15 protein-coding genes, 4 tRNA genes and 1 rRNA gene are annotated in these 22,289 nt (G+C 60.7%); all 20 read left to right on the forward strand.

The window, feature by feature from the left end; all coding sequences use genetic code 11:
• The first annotated feature begins 6 nt into the window (after positions 1–6).
• The 20 genes from rrf (at position 7) to tuf (G3N97_RS14320) (ending at position 22,227) form a co-directional block, all read left to right on the forward strand.
• Positions 7–120: ribosomal RNA gene (gene rrf / locus G3N97_RS14225) — 5S ribosomal RNA — on the forward strand.
• Between the two features lie 141 nt (positions 121–261).
• A tRNA-Tyr gene (locus G3N97_RS14230) sits at positions 262–347 on the forward strand.
• 51 nt (positions 348–398) lie between these two features.
• Positions 399–472, forward strand: a tRNA-Gly gene (locus tag G3N97_RS14235).
• Positions 473–504: 32 nt separating this feature from the next.
• Positions 505–579 (forward strand) — tRNA-Thr (locus G3N97_RS14240).
• A 110-nt stretch (positions 580–689) separates the two neighbouring features.
• The gene (tuf, locus tag G3N97_RS14245; RefSeq protein WP_011350666.1) at positions 690–1,880 is read left to right on the forward strand and encodes an elongation factor Tu; all 1,191 of its coding nucleotides are present in this window, start codon (positions 690–692) and stop codon (positions 1,878–1,880) included.
• Between the two features lie 68 nt (positions 1,881–1,948).
• A tRNA-Trp gene (locus G3N97_RS14250) sits at positions 1,949–2,024 on the forward strand.
• Positions 2,025–2,061: 37 nt separating this feature from the next.
• Positions 2,062–2,442 carry a preprotein translocase subunit SecE gene (secE, locus tag G3N97_RS14255; protein WP_028222169.1) on the forward strand — a complete coding sequence of 127 codons (381 nt, stop codon included), beginning with the start codon at positions 2,062–2,064 and terminating at the stop codon, positions 2,440–2,442.
• Between the two features lies 1 nt (position 2,443).
• Positions 2,444–3,001, forward strand: coding sequence for a transcription termination/antitermination protein NusG (gene nusG, locus G3N97_RS14260; RefSeq protein WP_027821101.1), 558 nt, complete (start codon positions 2,444–2,446; stop codon positions 2,999–3,001).
• 182 nt (positions 3,002–3,183) lie between these two features.
• Positions 3,184–3,615 (forward strand): 50S ribosomal protein L11, encoded by a 432-nt coding sequence (gene rplK / locus G3N97_RS14265; RefSeq protein ID WP_074987833.1) that lies wholly within the window; start codon positions 3,184–3,186, stop codon positions 3,613–3,615.
• Complete coding sequence (gene rplA, locus G3N97_RS14270; protein WP_074987832.1) at positions 3,616–4,311, forward strand: 50S ribosomal protein L1; 696 nt, start codon at positions 3,616–3,618, stop codon at positions 4,309–4,311. It begins immediately after the preceding gene.
• 347 nt (positions 4,312–4,658) lie between these two features.
• Positions 4,659–5,156: a 50S ribosomal protein L10 gene (gene rplJ / locus G3N97_RS14275; protein WP_035534644.1), complete on the forward strand. Its 498-nt coding sequence runs from the start codon at positions 4,659–4,661 to the stop codon at positions 5,154–5,156.
• A 78-nt stretch (positions 5,157–5,234) separates the two neighbouring features.
• Positions 5,235–5,609 carry a 50S ribosomal protein L7/L12 gene (rplL, locus tag G3N97_RS14280; RefSeq protein WP_027821097.1) on the forward strand — a complete coding sequence of 125 codons (375 nt, stop codon included), beginning with the start codon at positions 5,235–5,237 and terminating at the stop codon, positions 5,607–5,609.
• 381 nt (positions 5,610–5,990) lie between these two features.
• On the forward strand, positions 5,991–10,097 hold the full coding sequence (gene rpoB / locus G3N97_RS14285) for a DNA-directed RNA polymerase subunit beta (protein ID WP_205993803.1): 4,107 nt from the start codon (positions 5,991–5,993) through the stop codon (positions 10,095–10,097).
• Positions 10,098–10,118: 21 nt separating this feature from the next.
• Positions 10,119–14,369, forward strand: coding sequence for a DNA-directed RNA polymerase subunit beta' (rpoC, locus tag G3N97_RS14290; RefSeq protein ID WP_074987829.1), 4,251 nt, complete (start codon positions 10,119–10,121; stop codon positions 14,367–14,369).
• 340 nt (positions 14,370–14,709) lie between these two features.
• Positions 14,710–15,033, forward strand: a complete 324-nt coding sequence (locus G3N97_RS14295) for a hypothetical protein (protein WP_074987828.1) — start codon at positions 14,710–14,712, stop codon at positions 15,031–15,033.
• Between the two features lie 321 nt (positions 15,034–15,354).
• Complete coding sequence (gene recQ / locus G3N97_RS14300) at positions 15,355–17,202, forward strand: DNA helicase RecQ (protein WP_065062800.1); 1,848 nt, start codon at positions 15,355–15,357, stop codon at positions 17,200–17,202.
• A gap of 450 nt (positions 17,203–17,652) precedes the next feature.
• Positions 17,653–18,033, forward strand: a complete 381-nt coding sequence (gene rpsL / locus G3N97_RS14305) for a 30S ribosomal protein S12 (RefSeq protein ID WP_027821136.1) — start codon at positions 17,653–17,655, stop codon at positions 18,031–18,033.
• 184 nt (positions 18,034–18,217) lie between these two features.
• Positions 18,218–18,688: a 30S ribosomal protein S7 gene (gene rpsG / locus G3N97_RS14310; protein ID WP_006053291.1), complete on the forward strand. Its 471-nt coding sequence runs from the start codon at positions 18,218–18,220 to the stop codon at positions 18,686–18,688.
• Positions 18,689–18,838: 150 nt separating this feature from the next.
• The gene (fusA, locus tag G3N97_RS14315; protein WP_065062799.1) at positions 18,839–20,941 is read left to right on the forward strand and encodes an elongation factor G; all 2,103 of its coding nucleotides are present in this window, start codon (positions 18,839–18,841) and stop codon (positions 20,939–20,941) included.
• 95 nt (positions 20,942–21,036) lie between these two features.
• Positions 21,037–22,227: an elongation factor Tu gene (tuf, locus tag G3N97_RS14320; protein ID WP_011350666.1), complete on the forward strand. Its 1,191-nt coding sequence runs from the start codon at positions 21,037–21,039 to the stop codon at positions 22,225–22,227.
• Positions 22,228–22,289: the final 62 nt, after the last annotated feature.

The raw sequence follows: 22,289 nt of genomic DNA on the forward strand, positions 1-22,289 counted from the left end.
GTCATGCCTGATGACCATAGCGAGTCGGTCCCACCCCTTCCCATCCCGAACAGGACCGTGAAACGACTCTACGCCGATGATAGTGCGGATTGCCCGTGTGAAAGTAGGTAATCGTCAGGCTTCTTATTGCGAAACCCCGGCCCTAAAAAGCCGGGGTTTTTGCTTTTCCGCTCTCCCTATAAGTGAGAGCGTTGTGGGTTCGGCGCCGAACAAAGTGCTTGACACGATTCGGAACTTACCCCATAATCATCAGTTCTCTACGGAGGGGTGCCCGAGTGGCTAAAGGGGGCAGACTGTAAATCTGTTGGCTTACGCCTACGTTGGTTCGAATCCAACCTCCTCCACCAGAATTCAGCTGAAGTTAAGTGTCGGGAATCGGCAGTAGTCGGAAAAACTTCGCGGGTGTAGCTCAATGGTAGAGCAGAAGCCTTCCAAGCTTACGACGAGGGTTCGATTCCCTTCACCCGCTCCAGCTACGCAATAAAGCAGTTCAGAGCAGTTTTTGCCCATGTGGCTCAGTGGTAGAGCACTCCCTTGGTAAGGGAGAGGTCGGCAGTTCGATCCTGCCCATGGGCACCAGCCGGTATCTAGCAGGCCTCCAGAGGCCTCGCATCGAGCAGGCAGCAGCAACCCAGTGATTGTTTGCGCGCCCCGCGCAACGTACGGAAAAATCCTCTTAGGAGTCGAAAATGGCCAAGGGTAAGTTTGAGCGGACCAAGCCGCACGTGAACGTGGGCACGATCGGTCACGTTGACCACGGCAAGACCACGCTGACGGCAGCTATCACGACGGTTCTGACCAAGAAGTTCGGTGGCGAAGCCAAGGCGTACGACCAGATCGACGCAGCGCCGGAAGAAAAGGCACGTGGTATTACCATCAACACCGCGCACGTCGAGTACGAAACGGCTAACCGCCACTACGCACACGTCGACTGCCCGGGCCACGCTGACTACGTGAAGAACATGATCACGGGCGCGGCACAGATGGACGGCGCGATCCTGGTTTGCTCGGCTGCTGACGGCCCGATGCCGCAAACGCGTGAGCACATCCTGCTGGCGCGTCAGGTTGGCGTTCCGTACATCATCGTCTTCCTGAACAAGTGCGACATGGTCGACGACGCCGAGCTGCTCGAGCTGGTCGAAATGGAAGTGCGCGAACTTCTGTCGAAGTACGACTTCCCGGGCGACGACACGCCGATCGTCAAGGGTTCGGCCAAGCTGGCGCTGGAAGGCGACACGGGCGAGCTGGGTGAAGTGGCGATCATGAGCCTGGCCGACGCGCTGGACACGTACATCCCGACGCCGGAGCGCGCAGTTGACGGCGCGTTCCTGATGCCGGTGGAAGACGTGTTCTCGATCTCGGGTCGTGGCACGGTGGTGACGGGTCGCGTTGAGCGCGGCATCGTCAAGGTCGGCGAAGAAATCGAAATCGTCGGTATCAAGCCGACGGTGAAGACGACCTGCACGGGCGTGGAAATGTTCCGCAAGCTGCTCGACCAGGGTCAGGCAGGCGACAACGTCGGTATCCTGCTGCGCGGCACGAAGCGTGAAGACGTCGAGCGCGGCCAGGTTCTGGCCAAGCCGGGTTCGATCACGCCGCACACGCACTTCACGGCTGAAGTGTACGTGCTGAGCAAGGACGAAGGCGGCCGTCACACGCCGTTCTTCAACAACTACCGTCCGCAGTTCTACTTCCGTACGACGGACGTGACGGGCTCGATCGAGCTGCCGAAGGACAAGGAAATGGTCATGCCGGGCGACAACGTGTCGATCACGGTGAAGCTGATCGCTCCGATCGCGATGGAAGAAGGTCTGCGCTTCGCAATCCGCGAAGGTGGCCGTACCGTCGGCGCCGGCGTCGTCGCGAAGATCATCGAGTAAGTTTTTGCCAGTCTCGTTGATCGACTAAGTGGTTTCGGGGTGGTGGTTACCATCACCCCAAATGGTTTAGGGGTATAGCTCAACTGGCAGAGCGTCGGTCTCCAAAACCGAAGGTTGGGGGTTCGATTCCCTCTGCCCCTGCCAACTTTACGCGCTACGGCGCGTTGTTCTTTAAGGTGTTATGGCGAATCCTTCCGTCGAAACTGTAAATACTTCCAGCGACAAGCTGATGCTTGCAGCAGGTGTATTGTTGGTTGTGGCCGGGTTCGTAGGGTTCTACTGGCTCGGTAGCCAGGAGTGGTATGTCCGCGGTGCAGCGCTTGCAGTTGGCGTGATCGCGGGGGTGGTAGTCGGTCTTCTCTCGGCGCCCGGCAAGAGCTTCATCGCGTTTGCCAAAGACTCGTACAAAGAAGTTCGCAAGGTCGTCTGGCCGACTCGTAAAGAGGCCACGCAAACGACGTTGGTCGTCTTCGGTTTTGTGCTGGTAATGGCCATCTTTCTGTGGGTTTGCGACAAATCCATCGAATGGGTGATTTTCTCGGCGATTCTGGGTTGGAAATGATATGAGCGATACACCGGCATCCCCGAGCGGAAAACGTTGGTATGTGGTGCACGCCTACTCCGGCATGGAGAAGAGCGTGCAACGTGCGCTTCAAGAGCGCATCGATCGTGCCGGCATGCAAGACAAGTTTGGCCAGATCCTCGTCCCGACTGAAGAAGTCGTCGAGGTGAAGGGCGGTCACAAGTCGGTGACCGAACGTCGTTTCTTCCCGGGATACGTCCTGGTCGAAATGGAAATGACGGACGAAACGTGGCACCTCGTGAAGAACACGGCAAAGGTGACCGGTTTTGTCGGCGGGGCGCGTAATCGCCCGAGCCCGATTTCGCCGCGCGAAGTCGAAAAGATCATGTCGCAGATGCAGGAAGGCGTTGAGAAGCCGCGCCCCAAGACCCTGTTCGAAGTCGGCGAGATGGTCCGCGTGAAGGAAGGTCCGTTCACGGACTTCAACGGCAGCGTCGAAGAAGTCAACTACGAAAAATCGCGCGTCCGGGTCTCCGTCACCATTTTTGGCCGCGCCACACCAGTCGAACTCGAATTCGGCCAGGTCGAAAAGCTGTAAATCGAATACGACGGATCGCATCTTTGGTGCGGTCCGTTTTTCCGCGCTTACGGTCCGCGTCATGGCCGTAGAGGAGCGCCAGTAGTCCAGTCGGCTGTAGAAGATGTTTGGTACAGCGAAGATTGGGTGACAGCGCGCTACCACTCACCCGAACGCTCACGCGTTCCAAAGAGGTTTTCAACATGGCAAAGAAAATCATCGGCTTTATCAAGCTGCAGATTCCTGCAGGTAAAGCCAACCCGTCGCCGCCGGTCGGTCCGGCACTGGGCCAACGCGGCCTGAACATCATGGAGTTCTGCAAGGCGTTCAACGCGCAGACTCAAGCTCTGGAACCGGGTCTGCCGATTCCGGTCGTGATCACCGCGTTCGCGGACAAGAGCTTCACGTTCGTTCTGAAGACGCCGCCGGCTACGGTTCTGATCAAGAAGGCAGCGAAGGTCGACAAGGGTTCGGCCAAGCCGCACACCGACAAGGTCGCTACGATCACGCGCGCGCAAGCCGAAGAAATCGCCAAGACCAAGATGCCGGACCTCACGGCAGCCGATATGGATGCAGCGGTCCGCACGATCGCTGGTAGCGCCCGCTCGATGGGCATCGTCGTGGAGGGCGTGTAAATGGCTAAGATTTCGAAGCGTCAAAAGGCTCTGGCCGCGAAGATCGATCGCCAGAAGCAATACGCAATCGTCGACGCACTGTCGCTCGTGAAGGAATGCGCAACGGCGAAGTTCGACGAGTCGATCGACGTCGCAGTCCAGCTCGGCATCGATGCGAAGAAGTCGGACCAGGTCGTTCGTGGTTCGGTCGTTCTGCCCGCAGGTACCGGCAAGTCGGTTCGCGTTGCTGTGTTCGCGCAAGGCGAGAAGGCTGAGCAGGCTAAGGCAGCTGGCGCGGAAATCGTCGGCATGGAAGACCTCGCCGAGCAGATCAAGGGCGGCAACCTGAACTTCGACATCGTGATCGCTTCGCCGGACACGATGCGTATCGTCGGTACGCTGGGTCAGATCCTCGGCCCGCGTGGCCTGATGCCGAACCCGAAGGTCGGTACGGTTACGCCGGACGTCGCCACCGCGGTCAAGAACGCGAAGGCTGGTCAGGTGCAATTCCGTGTCGACAAGGCCGGTATCATCCACGCGACCATCGGCCGTGCATCGTTCGAGCCGACCGCGCTGCGCAGCAACCTCGACGCGCTCCTCGAAGCGCTGACGAAGGCCAAGCCGGCAACGAGCAAGGGCGTGTACCTGCGCAAGATCGCTGTTTCGAGCACGATGGGCGTTGGCGTTCGCGTCGACCAGTCGTCGCTGGCAGCCTGATTGCCGCGGTAAGCGTCGCAACAAGTTTTGCCGCGCTGAAGTCTGGAACGTAGCTTGCTACCCAGATCGCAGTGCGGATTTAAAGGGCTTTGGGCGGTTGTGCAGCGGCAGTTTGCGCGGCACAACCGGTTGTCAAAGACCGTTGGCGGAAGTGCAGTCGTTGGGTGCTTCCTTAATGCAAAGCCAACGCAGATGGCGAACCCGAAAAAGTTTTGAAGTGCTGATGTGAGCTGAACCAGGTGGAAACGCCTGAAGATGCAAACTGATTTACTCCGGACTGGTCGGTCGCCGTTGTTGAACGCGGCATCTGGCGCAATCGCGTTGGGTGTCGAATCTGGAGGTTAACCGTGCCACTGAACAAAGAAGGTAAGCAGGCCGTCGTGGCTGAAGTCTCCGCGCAAGTCGCGAAGGCTCAGACCATGGTGCTGGCCGAGTATCGTGGAATCGCGGTTGGCGATCTGACCAAGCTGCGCGCGAAAGCGCGTGAGCAGCAGGTGTACCTGCGCGTGTTGAAGAACACGCTGGCGCGTCGCGCTGTCGAAGGTACCCCGTTTGCTCCGCTGGCAGAGCAGATGACTGGCCCCCTGATCTACGGCATCTCGGAAGATGCAATTGCTGCAGCGAAGGTCGTGAACGACTTCGCGAAGAGCAATGACAAGTTGGTCATCAAGGCTGGTTCCTACGAAGGCAAGGTGATGGACGTGGCAGGCGTGCAAGCGCTGGCCAACATCCCGAGCCGCGAAGAACTGCTCTCGAAGCTGCTGTTCGTTATGCAAGCTCCTGTCTCCGGCTTCGCGCGTGCACTCGCCGCGCTGGCAGAGAAGAAGCAAGCAGAAGCTGCTTAAGTTCAAGCAGCAGACGAACAAGCAAGAGCAAGCGAAGATCGCTAGCTGTTTCCGAATTCAAATCTGGAGTAATTTCAAATGGCAATCGCAAAAGAAGACATCCTCGAAGCCGTTGGCTCGATGTCGGTTCTCGAACTGAACGAACTGGTCAAGGCATTCGAAGAGAAGTTTGGCGTGTCGGCAGCTGCTGTGGCAGTCGCTGGCCCGGCAGGCGGCGGCGCAGCTGCTGCAGCTGAAGAGCAGACCGAATTCACGGTCAACCTGCTCGAAGCAGGCGCGAACAAGGTTTCGGTCATTAAGGCCGTTCGTGAACTGACGGGTCTCGGCCTGAAGGAAGCGAAGGACCTGGTCGACGGTGCACCGAAGCCCGTGAAGGAAGCGGTGCCCAAGGCTGCTGCTGAAGAAGCGAAGAAGAAGCTGGAAGAAGCCGGCGCGAAGGCTGAAATCAAGTAAGTTTCAGCGCGCTGTGCGAAGGCTGGCGGTTTTTACACCGCCGGCCTTTTTGTGCTTTGTGGGGACTGCGTTTTTGTGTTCGATTTTTAGGAGTCGGAGGCAGGATGCGGGACCCAGAAGCCAAAGAAAAACGTCTTGTTCAGGGTGAGTGCCAGAACGGCATGAAGGACATCCAGACGCACGACGCTTCTCTTTGTCTTCTGAAGCGACTGCAGAAGGCAAGTTTGGTCGGGCAGCGGGTAAGTTATGACAAGCCCAAATCCGCTGCCGTCAGCCAGCGGTTGGTAGAGGCCAACCACCAAGCTTCCAAGGCTCGCGAAGCCATCGGGTCTCAGTCGGTGAACACTCGGGTCGTCCTACCCGCCGTGATTCGGAGATCGTATGCAATATTCCTTCACCGAGAAGAAGCGTATTCGCAAGAGTTTCGCGAAACGCCCCATCGTTCACCAAGTTCCTTTCCTGCTGGCTACCCAGCTTGAATCATTCAGCACGTTCCTGCAAGCAGAAACGGCGAGCGCCCAGCGCAAGTCGGAAGGTCTGCAAGCAGCGTTTTCGTCTGTTTTTCCTATTGTTTCCCATAACGGCTTTGCTCGTCTAGAGTTCGTCAGCTACATGCTGTCGCCGCCGGCATTCAACATCAAGGAATGCCAGCAGCGCGGTCTGACGTACTGCTCGGCGCTGCGCGCGAAGGTGCGCCTCGTCCTGCACGACAAAGAATCGCCGAGCAAGCCGGTCGTCAAGGAAGTGAAGGAACAGGAAGTGTACATGGGCGAAATTCCGCTCATGACGCCGACCGGTTCGTTCGTCATCAACGGCACCGAGCGTGTGATCGTCTCGCAGCTGCACCGTTCGCCTGGCGTGTTCTTCGAACACGACAAGGGCAAGACGCACAGCTCGGGCAAACTGCTGTTCTCCGCTCGTATCATTCCTTACCGTGGTTCGTGGCTCGATTTCGAGTTCGACCCGAAGGACGTGCTGTACTTCCGCGTCGACCGCCGCCGCAAGATGCCGGTCACGATCCTGCTGAAGGCCATCGGCCTCACGCCGGAACAGATCCTCGCGAACTTCTTCGTGTTCGATAACTTCACGCTGATGCCGGAAGGCGCGCAGATGGAGTTCGTGCCGGAGCGTCTGCGTGGTGAAGTCGCGCGCTTCGACATTTCGGATCGCGAAGGCAAGGTCATCGTCCAGAAGGACAAGCGCATCAACGCGAAGCACATTCGCGACCTCGAAAGCGCCAAGACCACCTACATTTCGGTCCCCGAAGACTATCTGCTCGGCCGCGTTCTGGCGAAGAACGTCGTCGACGGCGACACGGGCGAAGTGATCGCGAACGCGAACGACGAAATCACCGAAGGTGTGCTCGACAAGCTGCGCGAAGCGAAGATCAAGGACATCCAGACGCTCTACACGAACGATCTGGACCAGGGTCCGTACATCTCGTCGACACTGCGTATCGACGAAACCGCCGACAAGACGGCCGCGCGCATCGCGATCTACCGCATGATGCGTCCGGGCGAGCCGCCGACCGAAGAAGCGGTCGAGGCCCTGTTCAACCGCCTGTTCTACAGCGAAGAAGCGTACGACCTCTCGAAGGTGGGTCGTATGAAGTTCAACCGCCGCGTGGGCCGTGACGAAATCGTCGGCCCGATGACGCTGCAGGACGACGACATCCTCGCGACGATCAAGATCCTCGTCGAGCTGCGCAACGGCAAGGGCGAAGTGGACGACATCGACCACTTGGGCAACCGTCGCGTGCGTTGCGTCGGCGAACTGGCGGAAAACCAGTTCCGCGCCGGTCTCGTGCGTGTCGAACGTGCAGTCAAGGAACGCCTCGGCCAGGCCGAAAGCGAAAACCTGATGCCGCACGACCTGATCAACTCGAAGCCGATTTCGTCGGCGATTCGCGAGTTCTTCGGTTCGTCGCAGCTGTCGCAGTTCATGGACCAGACCAACCCGCTGTCGGAAATCACCCACAAGCGCCGCGTGTCGGCACTTGGCCCGGGCGGTCTGACGCGCGAGCGCGCTGGCTTTGAAGTCCGCGACGTGCACCCGACCCACTACGGCCGCGTGTGTCCGATTGAGACGCCGGAAGGTCCGAACATTGGTCTGATCAACTCGCTCGCTCTGTACGCGCACCTGAACGAATACGGCTTCCTCGAAACGCCGTATCGCAAGGTCGTGGACAGCAAGGTGACCGACCAGATCGACTACCTGTCGGCAATCGAAGAAGGCCGTTACGTGATCGCTCAGGCGAACGCGGCAGTGGCCGACGACGGCACGCTGACCGACGAACTCGTCTCGTCGCGTGAAGCGGGCGAAACGCTGATGGTCACGCCGGACCGCATCCAGTACATGGACGTGGCGCCGTCGCAGATCGTCTCGGTGGCTGCTTCGCTGATTCCGTTCCTCGAGCACGATGACGCGAACCGCGCACTGATGGGTTCGAACATGCAGCGTCAGGCCGTGCCTTGCCTGCGTCCGGAAAAGCCGGTCGTCGGTACGGGTATCGAGCGTACGGTTGCGGTCGACTCGGGTACGACGGTTCAGGCGCTGCGTGGCGGCGTGGTGGATTACGTCGACGCGGGCCGTATCGTGATTCGCGTGAACGACGATGAAGCCGTCGCCGGTGAAGTCGGCGTGGACATCTACAACCTGATCAAGTACACGCGTTCGAACCAGAACACGAACATCAACCAGCGTCCGATCGTGAAGATGGGCGACTGGGTGTCGCGTGGCGACGTGCTGGCTGACGGCGCATCGACCGATCTGGGCGAGCTCGCGCTCGGCCAGAACATGCTGATCGCGTTCATGCCGTGGAACGGCTACAACTTCGAAGACTCGATCCTGATCTCGGAGAAGGTCGTGGCCGACGATCGCTACACGTCGATCCACATCGAAGAACTGAATGTCGTTGCACGCGACACGAAGCTCGGACCGGAAGAAATCACGCGCGACATTTCGAACCTCGCGGAAGTGCAGCTTGGCCGTCTCGACGAGTCGGGCATCGTGTACATCGGCGCGGAAGTCGAAGCGGGCGACGTGCTCGTGGGCAAGGTCACGCCGAAGGGCGAAACCCAGCTCACGCCGGAAGAAAAGCTGCTGCGCGCGATCTTCGGCGAGAAGGCTTCGGACGTGAAGGACACGTCGCTGCGCGTGCCGTCGGGCATGAGCGGCACGGTCATCGACGTGCAGGTGTTCACGCGCGAAGGCATCACGCGCGACAAGCGCGCGCAACAGATCATCGACGATGAACTGAAGCGTTATCGCCTCGACCTGAACGACCAGCTGCGTATCGTGGAAGGCGACGCGTTCCAGCGTCTCGCGCGCATGCTCGAGGGCAAGGTCGCGAACGGCGGTCCGAAGAAGCTCGCGAAGGGTACGAAGATCGATCAGGCTTACCTGAGCGACCTCGACCACTACCACTGGTTCGACATCCGCCTCGCGGACGAAGAAGCAGCGGCGCAGCTCGAAGCGATCAAGAACTCGATCGAAGAAAAGCGTCACCAGTTCGATCTGGCGTTCGAAGAGAAGCGCAAGAAGCTCACGCAAGGCGACGAACTGCCGCCGGGCGTGCTGAAGATGGTCAAGGTGTACCTCGCCGTCAAGCGTCGTCTGCAGCCTGGCGACAAGATGGCAGGCCGTCACGGTAACAAGGGTGTCGTGTCGAAGATCGTGCCGATCGAAGACATGCCGTACATGGCCGATGGCCGTCCGGCCGACGTCGTGCTGAACCCGCTGGGCGTTCCGTCGCGGATGAACGTGGGTCAGGTTCTCGAAGTGCACCTCGGTTGGGCCGCGAAGGGTCTGGGCTGGCGTATTGGCGAAATGCTCGCGCGTCAGACCAAGATTGCAGAGCTGCGTGAGTTCCTCACGAAGATCTACAACGAATCGGGCCACAAGGAAGACCTCGACAGCTTCAGCGACGACGAAATCTTCGAACTCGCGAAGAACCTGCGCGAAGGCGTGCCGTTCGCAACGCCGGTGTTCGACGGTGCGACCGAAGAGGAAATGGGCAAGATGCTCGATCTGGCTTACCCGGACGACATCGCCGCGAACCTCGGCATGACGCCGTCGAAGAACCAGGTGCGTCTGTACGACGGCCGCACGGGCGAGATGTTCGAGCGCACCGTGACCGTGGGTTACATGCACTACCTGAAGCTGCACCACCTTGTCGACGACAAGATGCACGCGCGTTCGACGGGTCCGTACTCGCTCGTCACGCAGCAGCCGCTGGGTGGTAAGGCGCAGTTCGGTGGCCAGCGCTTCGGTGAAATGGAAGTGTGGGCGCTCGAAGCGTATGGCGCTTCGTACGTGCTGCAAGAAATGTTGACGGTGAAGTCGGACGACGTGAACGGCCGGACGAAGGTGTACGAAAACCTCGTCAAGGGCGACCACGTGATCGATGCAGGCATGCCGGAATCCTTCAATGTGCTGGTGAAGGAAATCCGTTCGCTCGGTATCGACATCGACCTCGACCGCAACTAATCGGACTACGGAGAGAAGGCAATGAAAGCTCTGCTCGATCTATTCAAGCAAGTCCAACAAGAAGAAGTTTTTGACGCGATCAAGATCGGTCTGGCCTCGCCGGACAAGATCCGCTCGTGGTCGTTCGGTGAAGTGAAGAAGCCGGAGACCATCAATTACCGTACGTTCAAGCCGGAACGCGATGGTCTGTTCTGCGCGAAGATCTTCGGGCCGATCAAGGACTACGAGTGCCTGTGCGGCAAGTACAAGCGCCTGAAGCACCGTGGCGTGATCTGCGAGAAGTGCGGCGTTGAAGTCACGCTGGCGAAGGTGCGTCGCGAACGCATGGGCCACATCGAACTGGCCTCGCCGGTCGCGCACATCTGGTTCCTGAAGTCGCTGCCGTCGCGTCTGGGCATGGTGCTCGACATGACGCTGCGCGACATCGAACGCGTGCTGTACTTCGAAGCCTATGTGGTGATCGAACCGGGCATGACGCCGCTGAAGGCGCGTCAGATCATGACCGAAGAGGATTACTACAATAAGGTCGAAGAGTACGGTGACGAATTCCGCGCCGAGATGGGCGCGGAAGGCGTACGTGAACTGCTGCGTGCGATCAACATCGACGAACAGGTCGAAACGCTGCGCACCGAGCTGAAGAACACCGGCTCGGAAGCGAAGATCAAGAAGTACGCGAAGCGCCTGAAGGTGCTCGAGGCCTTCCAGCGTTCGGGCATCAAGCCCGAATGGATGGTGCTCGAAGTGCTGCCGGTGCTGCCGCCCGAACTGCGTCCGCTGGTGCCGCTGGACGGTGGCCGCTTCGCCACTTCGGACCTGAACGACCTGTATCGCCGCGTCATCAACCGTAACAACCGTCTGAAGCGTCTGCTCGAGCTGAAGGCGCCGGAGATCATCGTCCGCAACGAAAAGCGGATGCTCCAGGAAGCGGTTGACTCGCTGCTCGATAACGGCCGTCGCGGCAAGGCGATGACGGGCGCGAACAAGCGTCCGCTGAAGTCGCTCGCCGACATGATCAAGGGTAAGGGCGGTCGCTTCCGTCAGAACCTGCTGGGTAAGCGCGTCGACTACTCGGGCCGTTCGGTCATCGTGGTGGGTCCGACGCTCAAGCTTCACCAGTGCGGTCTGCCGAAGCTGATGGCGCTCGAACTGTTCAAGCCGTTCATCTTCAACAAGCTGGAAACGATGGGCGTCGCGACGACCATCAAGGCTGCGAAGAAGGAAGTCGAGAACCAGACGCCGGTGGTGTGGGACATCCTCGAAGAGGTGATCCGCGAGCATCCGGTCATGCTGAACCGTGCACCGACGCTTCACCGTCTTGGCATTCAGGCTTTCGAGCCGGTGCTGATCGAAGGTAAGGCAATCCAGCTGCACCCGCTCGTTTGCGCGGCGTTCAACGCCGACTTCGACGGTGACCAGATGGCTGTTCACGTGCCGCTGTCGCTCGAAGCGCAGATGGAAGCGCGCACGCTGATGCTGGCGTCGAACAACGTCCTGTTCCCGGCCAACGGCGATCCGTCGATCGTGCCGTCGCAGGATATCGTGCTGGGCCTGTACTACGCCACGCGTGAAGCGATCAACGGCAAGGGCGAAGGCATGACGTTCACGGGCGTGTCGGAAGTCCTCCGCGCGTACGAGAACAAGGAAGTCGAGCTGGCTTCGCGCGTGAACGTGCGTATCACCGAAATGGTCCACAACGAGGACAAGTCGGAAGGCGCACCGGCATTCGTGCCGAAGATCTCGCTGTACGCGACGACGGTTGGCCGTTCGATCCTGTCGGAAATCCTTCCGCCGGGTCTGCCGTTCTCGGTGCTGAACAAGCCGCTGAAGAAGAAGGAAATCTCGCGTCTGATCAACACCGCGTTCCGCAAGTGCGGTCTGCGTGAAACGGTGATCTTCGCCGACCAGCTGATGCAGTCGGGTTTCCGTCTGGCAACGCGCGCCGGTATTTCGATCTGCGTGGACGACATGCTCGTGCCGCCGCAGAAGGAAACCATCGTCGGCGAAGCCGCGAAGAAGGTGAAGGAATACGACCGTCAGTACATGTCGGGTCTCGTCACCGCGCAGGAACGCTACAACAACGTGGTCGACATCTGGTCGAACACGTCGGAAGCGGTCGGCAAGGCGATGATGGAGCAGCTCGCGACGGAACCGGTGGTCGACCGTGACGGCAAGGAAACGCGTCAGGAATCGTTCAACTCGATCTACATGATGGCCGACTCGGGCGCGCGGGGTTCCGCAACCCAGATTCGCCAGCTGGCGGGTATGCGCGGCCTGATGGCGAAGCCGGACGGCTCGATTATCGAAACGCCGATTACCGCGAACTTCCGCGAAGGTCTGAACGTGTTGCAGTACTTCATCTCGACCCACGGTGCACGTAAGGGTCTGGCTGATACGGCACTGAAGACCGCGAACTCGGGTTACCTGACGCGTCGTCTCGTCGACGTGACGCAGGATCTCGTGGTCGTCGAAGAAGATTGCGGCACGTCGAACGGCGTGGCGATGAAGGCACTCGTGGAAGGCGGTGAAGTCGTCGAAGCGCTGCGCGACCGTATTCTCGGCCGCGTTGCGGTGGCGGACGTCGTCAATCCTGAAACCCAGGAAACGATCTACGCTTCGGGCGACCTGCTCGACGAAGACGCAGTCGAAACGATCGAAAGCCTCGGCATCGACGAAGTGCGCGTGCGCACGCCGCTGACCTGCGAAACGCGTTACGGTCTGTGCGCTTCGTGCTATGGCCGCGACCTGGGTCGTGGCTCGCGCGTGAACGTCGGCGAAGCCGTCGGCGTGATCGCAGCACAGTCGATCGGCGAACCGGGCACGCAGCTCACGATGCGTACGTTCCACATCGGTGGTGCGGCATCGCGTGCAGCAGTGGCCTCGTCGGTTGAAGCCAAGTCGAACGGTACGGTCCGCTTCACGGCGACGATGCGTTACGTCACGAACGCGAAGGGCGAGCAGATCGTCATTTCGCGCTCGGGCGAAGCCATCATCGCCGACGATCACGGCCGCGAGCGCGAGCGTCACAAGGTGCCGTACGGCGCGACGCTGCTGCAACTCGACGGCGACGCGATCAAGGCCGGTACGCAGCTCGCCACGTGGGATCCGCTGACGCGCCCGATCATCACCGAGTACGGTGGTACGGTGAAGTTCGAAAACGTCGAAGAAGGCGTGACGGTTGCCAAGCAGATCGACGATGTGACGGGTCTGTCGACCCTCGTCGTGATCGACGTGAAGCGCCGCGGTTCGCAGGCTTCGAAGAGCGTGCGTCCGCAGGTCAAGCTGCTCGACGCGAACGGCGACGAAGTCAAGATCCCGAACACCGAGCATTCGGTGCAGATCGGCTTCCAGGTCGGCGCTCTGATCACGGTGAAGGACGGTCAGCAAGTGCAGGTCGGTGAAGTGCTCGCACGTATCCCGACTGAAGCGCAGAAGACGCGTGACATTACCGGTGGTCTGCCGCGTGTGGCGGAACTGTTCGAAGCACGTTCGCCGAAGGACGCAGGTATCCTGGCGGAAGTCACGGGTACGACGTCGTTCGGTAAGGACACGAAGGGCAAGCAGCGTCTCGTTATCACGGACCTCGAAGGCAATCAGCACGAGTTCCTGATCGCGAAGGAAAAGCAGGTTCTGGTTCACGATGCACAGGTCGTCAACAAGGGCGAAATGATCGTGGACGGCCCGGCCGATCCGCACGACATCCTGCGTCTGCAGGGTATCGAAGCGCTGTCGCGTTACATCGTGGACGAAGTGCAGGACGTGTACCGTCTGCAGGGCGTGAAGATCAACGACAAGCACATCGAAGTGATCGTGCGTCAGATGCTCCGTCGTGTTCAGATCACCGACAACGGCGATACGCGTTTCATCCCTGGCGAACAAGTCGAGCGTTCGGACATGCTCGACGAGAACGACAAGATGATCGCGGAAGACAAGCGTCCGGCGACGTACGAGAACGTGCTGCTCGGTATCACGAAGGCATCGCTCTCGACCGACTCGTTCATCTCGGCGGCATCGTTCCAGGAAACGACCCGCGTGCTGACCGAAGCGGCGATCATGGGCAAGCGCGACGATCTGCGTGGCCTGAAGGAAAACGTGATCGTCGGCCGTCTGATTCCGGCCGGTACGGGTCTCGCGTTCCACAAGGCGCGCCGTGCGAAGGAATCGTCGGATCGCGAGCGTTTCGACCAGATCGCAGCGGAAGAAGCGTTCGACTTCGGTGCACCGGAAACCCCGGCTGCCGAAGTGCCGGAACAGCCGCATACGACGGACGAGTAAGCAGGAGGGCGGCGCAAGCCGCCTGATGCTCCGCTCGTGCGCCATGCGCACCCCAAAAAGCCGTCTGGTTCACGCCAGACGGCTTTTTTTATGGGCCTTTCTCGGGCTGGCGGGCGCAGCGGTTCGTAGTGCCTGGTATTGCATTCACGGGTTACGTGCACGGCGTGCGCGCGACGCGGCGAGGCATTGCCTGGCCGCTGCATGTGCGACCCCGCGCCGCACCGCTGGCGCGGTCGCTGCGCGTGTTAGCGGCGCGTGCTAACGTAGCGCGCCAAGTCTGTCGGCGTACGAACTTTCGCGGCGCGCCGGCAGCAATTTTCTGAATCTGGAGGCGGTAATCATGTGGGTCGTTGGTGTCGGTCTCATCCTGAATCTGGTGGCGTGCATCGCCGACTTTTCGCATCTGCTGCATCACGTCGGAAACCAGGAGGCCGCCATGTTCTTCGCGACCTTCCTCGTGATGTGGGCATTCCTGATCATCGGTTACATCATGCAGCTGGCGCGCAAGGTGAAAATGGGCGCGGTACTGCTCGTGCTCGGCTCGCTGCTGCTCGTGGTCGGCAGTTTCGTGCAGCTGCCCTTTGGCGCGCTTGTGATGCTGTCGGTGGTCGCGGCCATCGTGACGATCGTCGGTGCGCTGCGCGTCGCGCAGAAGCGCGCCTGAGTCCGCGCGCTTCGCTTGCCGCGGGCGCGGGTTCTCCGCGCTCGCCGCGTCGCGGATTCATTGATTCGCTGATTCGTAGACAGCGTGCGCACCGTGCGCACGCGCGTTTCAATCGCGTATTTGTCGTCTATTGCTCGCGTAGTCTTCGCGCGGTTCTGCGCAGTTCTTCCCCGTTTTCCCTCCGCTCTTTTCCGCTGGATTCGTGACGGATTCCTGGCCCGATGGCCAATCTTCACGGTTGCGGCGGTCAAGGCGCGTCCGGGTTGGTAAAATCCGGTCCACCGCCTCCGCTTCACGCCTCCTCCTTACGTCGCCGCCTTCATGTCCCGTTCGCTCGAAATTCTCAACGAAGTCTTCGGTTATCCCGTCTTCAGAGGGCAACAAGCCGAGATCGTCGAGCATGTCGCAGGCGGCGGCGATTCGCTGGTGCTCATGCCCACGGGCGGCGGCAAGTCGCTCTGCTACCAGATTCCGGCGCTGGTGCGCCACGAGGCCGGGCTCGGCGCCGGCATCGTGGTCTCGCCGCTGATCGCGCTGATGCAGGACCAGGTGGCCGCGCTGACCGAAGTCGGCGTGCGCGCGGCGTATCTGAATTCGACGCTCACCGGCGCCGAGGCGGCCGCCACCGAGCGCGCACTGCGCGAAGGCGACCTCGATCTGCTCTACGTGGCGCCCGAGCGTCTGATGACGTCGCGCTTTCTCGAACTGCTCGAGCGCACGCGCATCGGCCTGTTCGCGATCGACGAGGCGCACTGCGTGTCGCAATGGGGGCACGATTTCCGCCCCGAGTACATCCAGCTTTCGGTCCTGCACGAGCGCTTCCCGAACGTGCCGCGCATCGCGCTCACGGCCACCGCCGACGCGATCACGCGCGACGAGATCATGCACCGCCTCGCGCTCGACGACGCGCGCGTGTTCGTGTCGAGCTTCGACCGGCCGAACATCCGCTACCGCATCGTCGAAAAGGACAACGCGCGCACGCAGCTGCTCGATTTCATCCGCGCGGAGCACACGCGCGCCGACGGCACGACCGACGCGGGCGTGGTCTATTGCCTGTCGCGCCGTAAGGTCGAGGAAACCGCGGAGTGGCTGAAGGGGCAGGGCGTGCGCGCGCTGCCGTATCACGCCGGCATGGAATTCGAGGTGCGCCAGAAGCATCAGGAGCTGTTCCAGCGCGAAGAGGGCGTGGTGATGTGCGCGACCATCGCGTTCGGCATGGGCATCGACAAGCCGGACGTGCGCTTTGTCGCGCATCTGGACTTGCCCAAGAGCGTGGAAGGCTACTACCAGGAAACCGGCCGCGCGGGCCGCGACGGGCTGGCGGCCAATGCCTGGATGGCTTATGGCCTCGGCGATGTGGTGCAGCAGCGCAAGATGATCGACGAGTCCGATGCCGACGAGCAGCACAAGCGCGTGCAGACGGGCAAGCTCGACGCGCTGCTCGGCCTGTGCGAAACGGCCACCTGCCGGCGCGTGCGCCTGCTCGCTTACTTCGGCGAGGAGAGCAAGCCCTGCGGCAACTGCGACACCTGCATCGAGCCGCCCGCCACCTGGGACGCTACGCGCGAGGCGCAAATGGCGCTCTCGTGCGTGTTTCGCGCGCAGCGCGCGAGCGGCTTCAATTTCGGCGCGGGCCACCTGATCGACATTCTGCGCGGCAACCGCAACGAGAAGATCATGCAGCGCGGCCACGAGAAGATCTCGACCTTCGGGATCGGCGCGGCGCTGTCCGAGGCCGAATGGCGCGGCATCTTCCGTCAGCTGGTGGCGTTCGGCTATCTGACCGTCGATCACGAGGGCTTCGGCGCGCTCGTGCTCACGGAGGCGAGCAAGGCCGTGCTCAAGGGCGAGCAGCACGTCACGATGCGCCGCTATGTGAAGCCCACGCGCACGCGTACGTCGTCGAGCCGCACCAGCGAGCGCGCCGATCCGACCGTGGGCATGAGCCCGCGTCAGCGCGCGCGCTGGGAGCGCCTGCGCCTGTGGCGCACCGATACGGCCAAGAGCGAGGGCGTGCCCGCCTACGTGATCTTCCACGACGCCACGCTGGCGGAAATCGCCCGCAACGGTCCCGAATCGGTCGACGATCTGCGCGATATTCCGGGCATCGGCGCGCGCAAACTCGAGCGCTTTGGCGAGGAACTCGTCGAGGTCGTCGGCGACGAGTAAGCGGCTCGCTGGCGCCGGACTCACGACTGGTGCGAAGCCGTTGAGCTGTGAGCGCACCGGTCGTATTTGCGTCCTGGTGCGTCCGAGCCGCGCCGTAATTGGCCATGCGCCTTTTTCGCTTTCTCCAGCGCTGCAATTTACCGGTGAGCACGCGTTTTATCCTCGCCGCACCGCAACACGCCACACACTTCTTCCGTGCTCCGAAATACCGCAAGCCGTTGACTTGCTTGGTGTTTTCGGAATATCATGCTGGGTTCCGGTTCTTGGGTTGTCTGCGCACGTCAGTTAGTTTGACTAATTCGGCGTGGAAGCACGGTGGAGTCCGCTCCAGGTGCATGCGTCGCAGGCGACGGTTTTCAGGGCCGGAATTCTCGTAGGAGTTTAGATGCGTGGTTTTCCGCTTTGCCCGGAAATAAACGCGTCGATTTTGTTCAATTTCAGGAATAAACAATGCCAACCATCAATCAACTGGTTCGCAAAGGCCGCACTTCGGAAGTCACGAAGAGCAAGTCGCCGGCCCTGCAGGACTGCCCTCAGCGTCGCGGCGTGTGCACGCGTGTGTACACGACGACGCCGAAGAAGCCGAACTCGGCACTTCGTAAAGTTGCCAAGGTTCGCCTGACGAACGGCTTCGAAGTCATTTCGTACATCGGTGGTGAAGGCCACAACCTGCAGGAACACTCGGTTGTGCTGATCCGCGGCGGCCGTGTGAAGGACTTGCCGGGTGTGCGTTACCACATGGTTCGCGGCTCGCTGGATACCCAGGGCGTCAAGGATCGTAAGCAGGCTCGTTCGAAGTACGGCGCGAAGCGCGCGAAGGCTGCGAAGTAAGAGCCAGGTGTCGTCTGCGCTCCAGAGCGCTGGCGATAAAAGCGACAGGTGCCGGATTGACCGGTGCTGTCGAGTAAGTGGTCACCCGACCAGGCTGGTAAGTCGTGAGATGAATCGGGTTAGTTGGTGGCCGCGGAGCGTAGGGTTCCATCCACGCTTCAACTGAAAAGTTAAAGGAAGAAACATGCCGCGTCGTCGCGAAGTCCCCAAGCGGGAAGTGTTGCCGGATCCGAAGTTCGGCAACGTTGATGTAGCCAAGTTCATGAACGTGCTGATGCTCTCCGGCAAGAAGTCGGTTGCCGAGCGTATCGTGTACGGCGCTTTCGAACAGATCCAGACCAAGGGTGGCAAGGACCCGCTGGAAGTGTTCACTGTCGCGCTCAACAACGTGAAGCCGGTGGTGGAAGTGAAGAGCCGCCGCGTTGGTGGTGCGAACTATCAGGTTCCGGTCGAAGTGCGCCCCTCGCGTCGTATGGCATTGGCGATGCGTTGGCTGCGTGAAGCCGCGAAGAAGCGCAGCGAGAAGTCGATGGCCCTGCGTCTGGCAGGTGAACTCTCCGAAGCGGCCGAAGGCCGTGGCGGCGCGATGAAGAAGCGCGACGAAGTTCACCGGATGGCAGAAGCGAACAAGGCGTTCTCGCACTTCCGCTTCTAAGAGAAAACCCCTAACGGGGTTTGCTCAAAGAGCGGAAAAAAATTCCGGGCGGGTGCGCTTATCTAGCGCCTCGCCCGTTTGTGTTCAGGCGCGTTGGGATCGACCCGGTCGGGATCGACTTCGGCGCGCACCTCCCCATAGAGGATCAAAGTGGCTCGCAAGACTCCTATCGAGCGCTACCGCAACATCGGTATTAGCGCTCACATCGACGCCGGCAAGACGACGACGACCGAGCGCATTCTGTTCTACACCGGCGTGAACCACAAGATTGGTGAAGTTCACGACGGCGCTGCCACCATGGACTGGATGGAGCAGGAGCAGGAGCGTGGCATCACGATTACCTCCGCTGCTACGACCGCGTTCTGGAAGGGCATGGGCGGTAACTACCCCGAGCACCGCATCAACATCATCGACACCCCGGGCCACGTCGACTTCACGATTGAAGTTGAGCGCTCGATGCGCGTGCTCGACGGTGCATGCATGGTTTACTGCGCAGTGGGCGGCGTTCAGCCCCAGTCGGAAACCGTGTGGCGCCAGGCGAACAAGTACAAGGTTCCCCGTCTCGCGTTCGTCAACAAGATGGACCGTACGGGCGCGAACTTCTTCAAGGTCTACGACCAGCTGAAGACGCGTCTGAAGGCGAACCCGGTTCCGGTCGTGGTGCCGATCGGTGCAGAAGACACGTTCCAGGGCGTGGTCGACCTCATCAAGATGAAGGCGATCATTTGGGACGAAGCGTCGCAAGGCACGAAGTTCGACTACGTCGACATCCCCGCTGAACTCGTTGACTCGTGCAACGAATGGCGCGAAAAGATGATCGAGTCGGCTGCTGAAGCCAGCGAAGAGCTGATGGAAAAGTACCTCGGCGGCGAAGAGCTGACCGAAGCGGAAGTCGTCAAGGCAATCCGCGACCGTACCATCGCTTGCGAAATCCAGCCGATGCTGTGCGGCACCGCGTTCAAGAACAAGGGCGTGCAGCGTATGCTCGACGCCGTGATCGACTTCCTGCCGTCGCCGGTGGACATTCCCCCGGTCACGGGCGAACTCGAAAACGGTGAGAAGGCAGAGCGCCGTGCAGCCGACGACGAAAAGTTCTCGGCACTCGCGTTCAAGATCATGACCGACCCGTTCGTCGGCCAGCTGATCTTCTTCCGCGCGTACTCGGGCGTCGTCAACTCGGGCGACACGGTGCTGAACTCGACCAAGGGCAAGAAGGAACGCCTCGGCCGTATTCTGCAGATGCACGCGAACAACCGTGAAGAAATCAAGGAAGTTCGTGCAGGCGACATCGCCGCAGCCGTGGGCCTGAAGGAAGCAACGACGGGCGACACGCTGTGCGACCCGGCGAACCCGATCATCCTGGAACGCATGATTTTCCCGGAACCGGTGATTTCGCAGGCCGTCGAGCCGAAGACCAAGGCTGACCAGGAAAAGATGGGCCTCGCCCTGAACCGCCTGGCACAGGAAGACCCGTCGTTCCGCGTCCAGACGGACGAGGAATCGGGCCAGACCATCATTTCGGGTATGGGCGAGCTCCACCTCGAAATTCTGGTCGACCGTATGAAGCGTGAATTCAACGTGGAAGCGACCGTCGGCAAGCCGCAGGTTGCATACCGCGAAACGATCCGCGCAACGGCGAAGGACGTCGAAGGCAAGTTCGTCAAGCAGTCGGGCGGTCGCGGCCAGTTCGGTCACGCTGTCATTACGCTTGAGCCGAACGAGCAGGGCAAGGGCTACGAGTTCCTGGACGAGATCAAGGGTGGTGTGATTCCGCGTGAATTCATCCCCGCGGTCGACAAGGGTATCCAGGAAACGCTCAAGGCCGGCGTGCTGGCGGGCTTCCCGGTCGTCGACGTCAAGGTTCACCTGACGTTCGGTTCGTACCACGACGTTGACTCGAACGAAAATGCATTCCGCATGGCCGGTTCGATGGCGTTCAAGGAAGCAATGCGCAAGGCTCAGCCGGTCATCCTCGAACCGATGATGGCTGTCGAAGTCGAAACGCCGGAAGACTACATGGGCAACGTGATGGGCGACCTGTCGGGCCGTCGCGGTATCGTCCAGGGCATGGAAGACATGGTTGGCGGCGGCAAGATCGTTCGCGCCGAAGTGCCGCTGTCGGAAATGTTCGGCTATTCGACGTCGCTGCGCTCGCTGTCGCAAGGTCGCGCAACGTACACGATGGAATTCAAGCACTACGCAGAAGCACCGCGTAACGTGGCCGACGCGATCATCAGCGCGAAGGCGAAGTAAGCATCGGCATTCAGTTGACCATGCGGCGAACCGGACATGGGTCCGGTTCGCATCGCGCAGTCACCGATTCACCACTTTTTTGAAAGAAGAGAAACATGGCAAAAGGTAAATTCGAACGGACCAAGCCGCACGTCAACGTCGGCACGATCGGTCACGTTGACCACGGCAAGACCACGCTGACGGCAGCTATCACGACGGTTCTGACCAAGAAGTTCGGTGGCGAAGCCAAGGCGTACGACCAGATCGACGCGGCGCCGGAAGAAAAGGCACGTGGTATTACCATCAACACCGCGCACGTCGAGTACGAAACGGCTAACCGCCACTACGCACACGTCGACTGCCCGGGCCACGCTGACTACGTGAAGAACATGATCACGGGCGCGGCACAGATGGACGGCGCGATCCTGGTTTGCTCGGCTGCTGACGGCCCGATGCCGCAAACGCGTGAGCACATCCTGCTGGCGCGTCAGGTTGGCGTTCCGTACATCATCGTCTTCCTGAACAAGTGCGACATGGTCGACGACGCCGAGCTGCTCGAGCTGGTCGAAATGGAAGTGCGCGAACTTCTGTCGAAGTACGACTTCCCGGGCGACGACACGCCGATCGTCAAGGGTTCGGCCAAGCTGGCGCTGGAAGGCGACACGGGCGAGCTGGGTGAAGTGGCGATCATGAGCCTGGCCGACGCGCTGGACACGTACATCCCGACGCCGGAGCGCGCAGTTGACGGCGCGTTCCTGATGCCGGTGGAAGACGTGTTCTCGATCTCGGGTCGTGGCACGGTGGTGACGGGTCGCGTTGAGCGCGGCATCGTCAAGGTCGGCGAAGAAATCGAAATCGTCGGTATCAAGCCGACGGTGAAGACGACCTGCACGGGCGTGGAAATGTTCCGCAAGCTGCTCGACCAGGGTCAGGCAGGCGACAACGTCGGTATCCTGCTGCGCGGCACGAAGCGTGAAGACGTCGAGCGCGGCCAGGTTCTGGCCAAGCCGGGTTCGATCACGCCGCACACGCACTTCACGGCTGAAGTGTACGTGCTGAGCAAGGACGAAGGCGGCCGTCACACGCCGTTCTTCAACAACTACCGTCCGCAGTTCTACTTCCGTACGACGGACGTGACGGGCTCGATCGAGCTGCCGAAGGACAAGGAAATGGTCATGCCGGGCGACAACGTGTCGATCACGGTGAAGCTGATCGCTCCGATCGCGATGGAAGAAGGTCTGCGCTTCGCAATCCGCGAAGGTGGCCGTACCGTCGGCGCCGGCGTCGTCGCGAAGATCATCGAGTAATTCGAGTACAATACTCGGCTTGCTTGAGTAGTTGATGTACCCTGGGTCCGCCCCGCGGCGTC

The sequence above is a fragment of the Paraburkholderia sp. Ac-20347 genome (assembly GCF_017104805.1).
Classification (GTDB): Bacteria; Pseudomonadota; Gammaproteobacteria; order Burkholderiales; family Burkholderiaceae; genus Paraburkholderia; species Paraburkholderia tropica.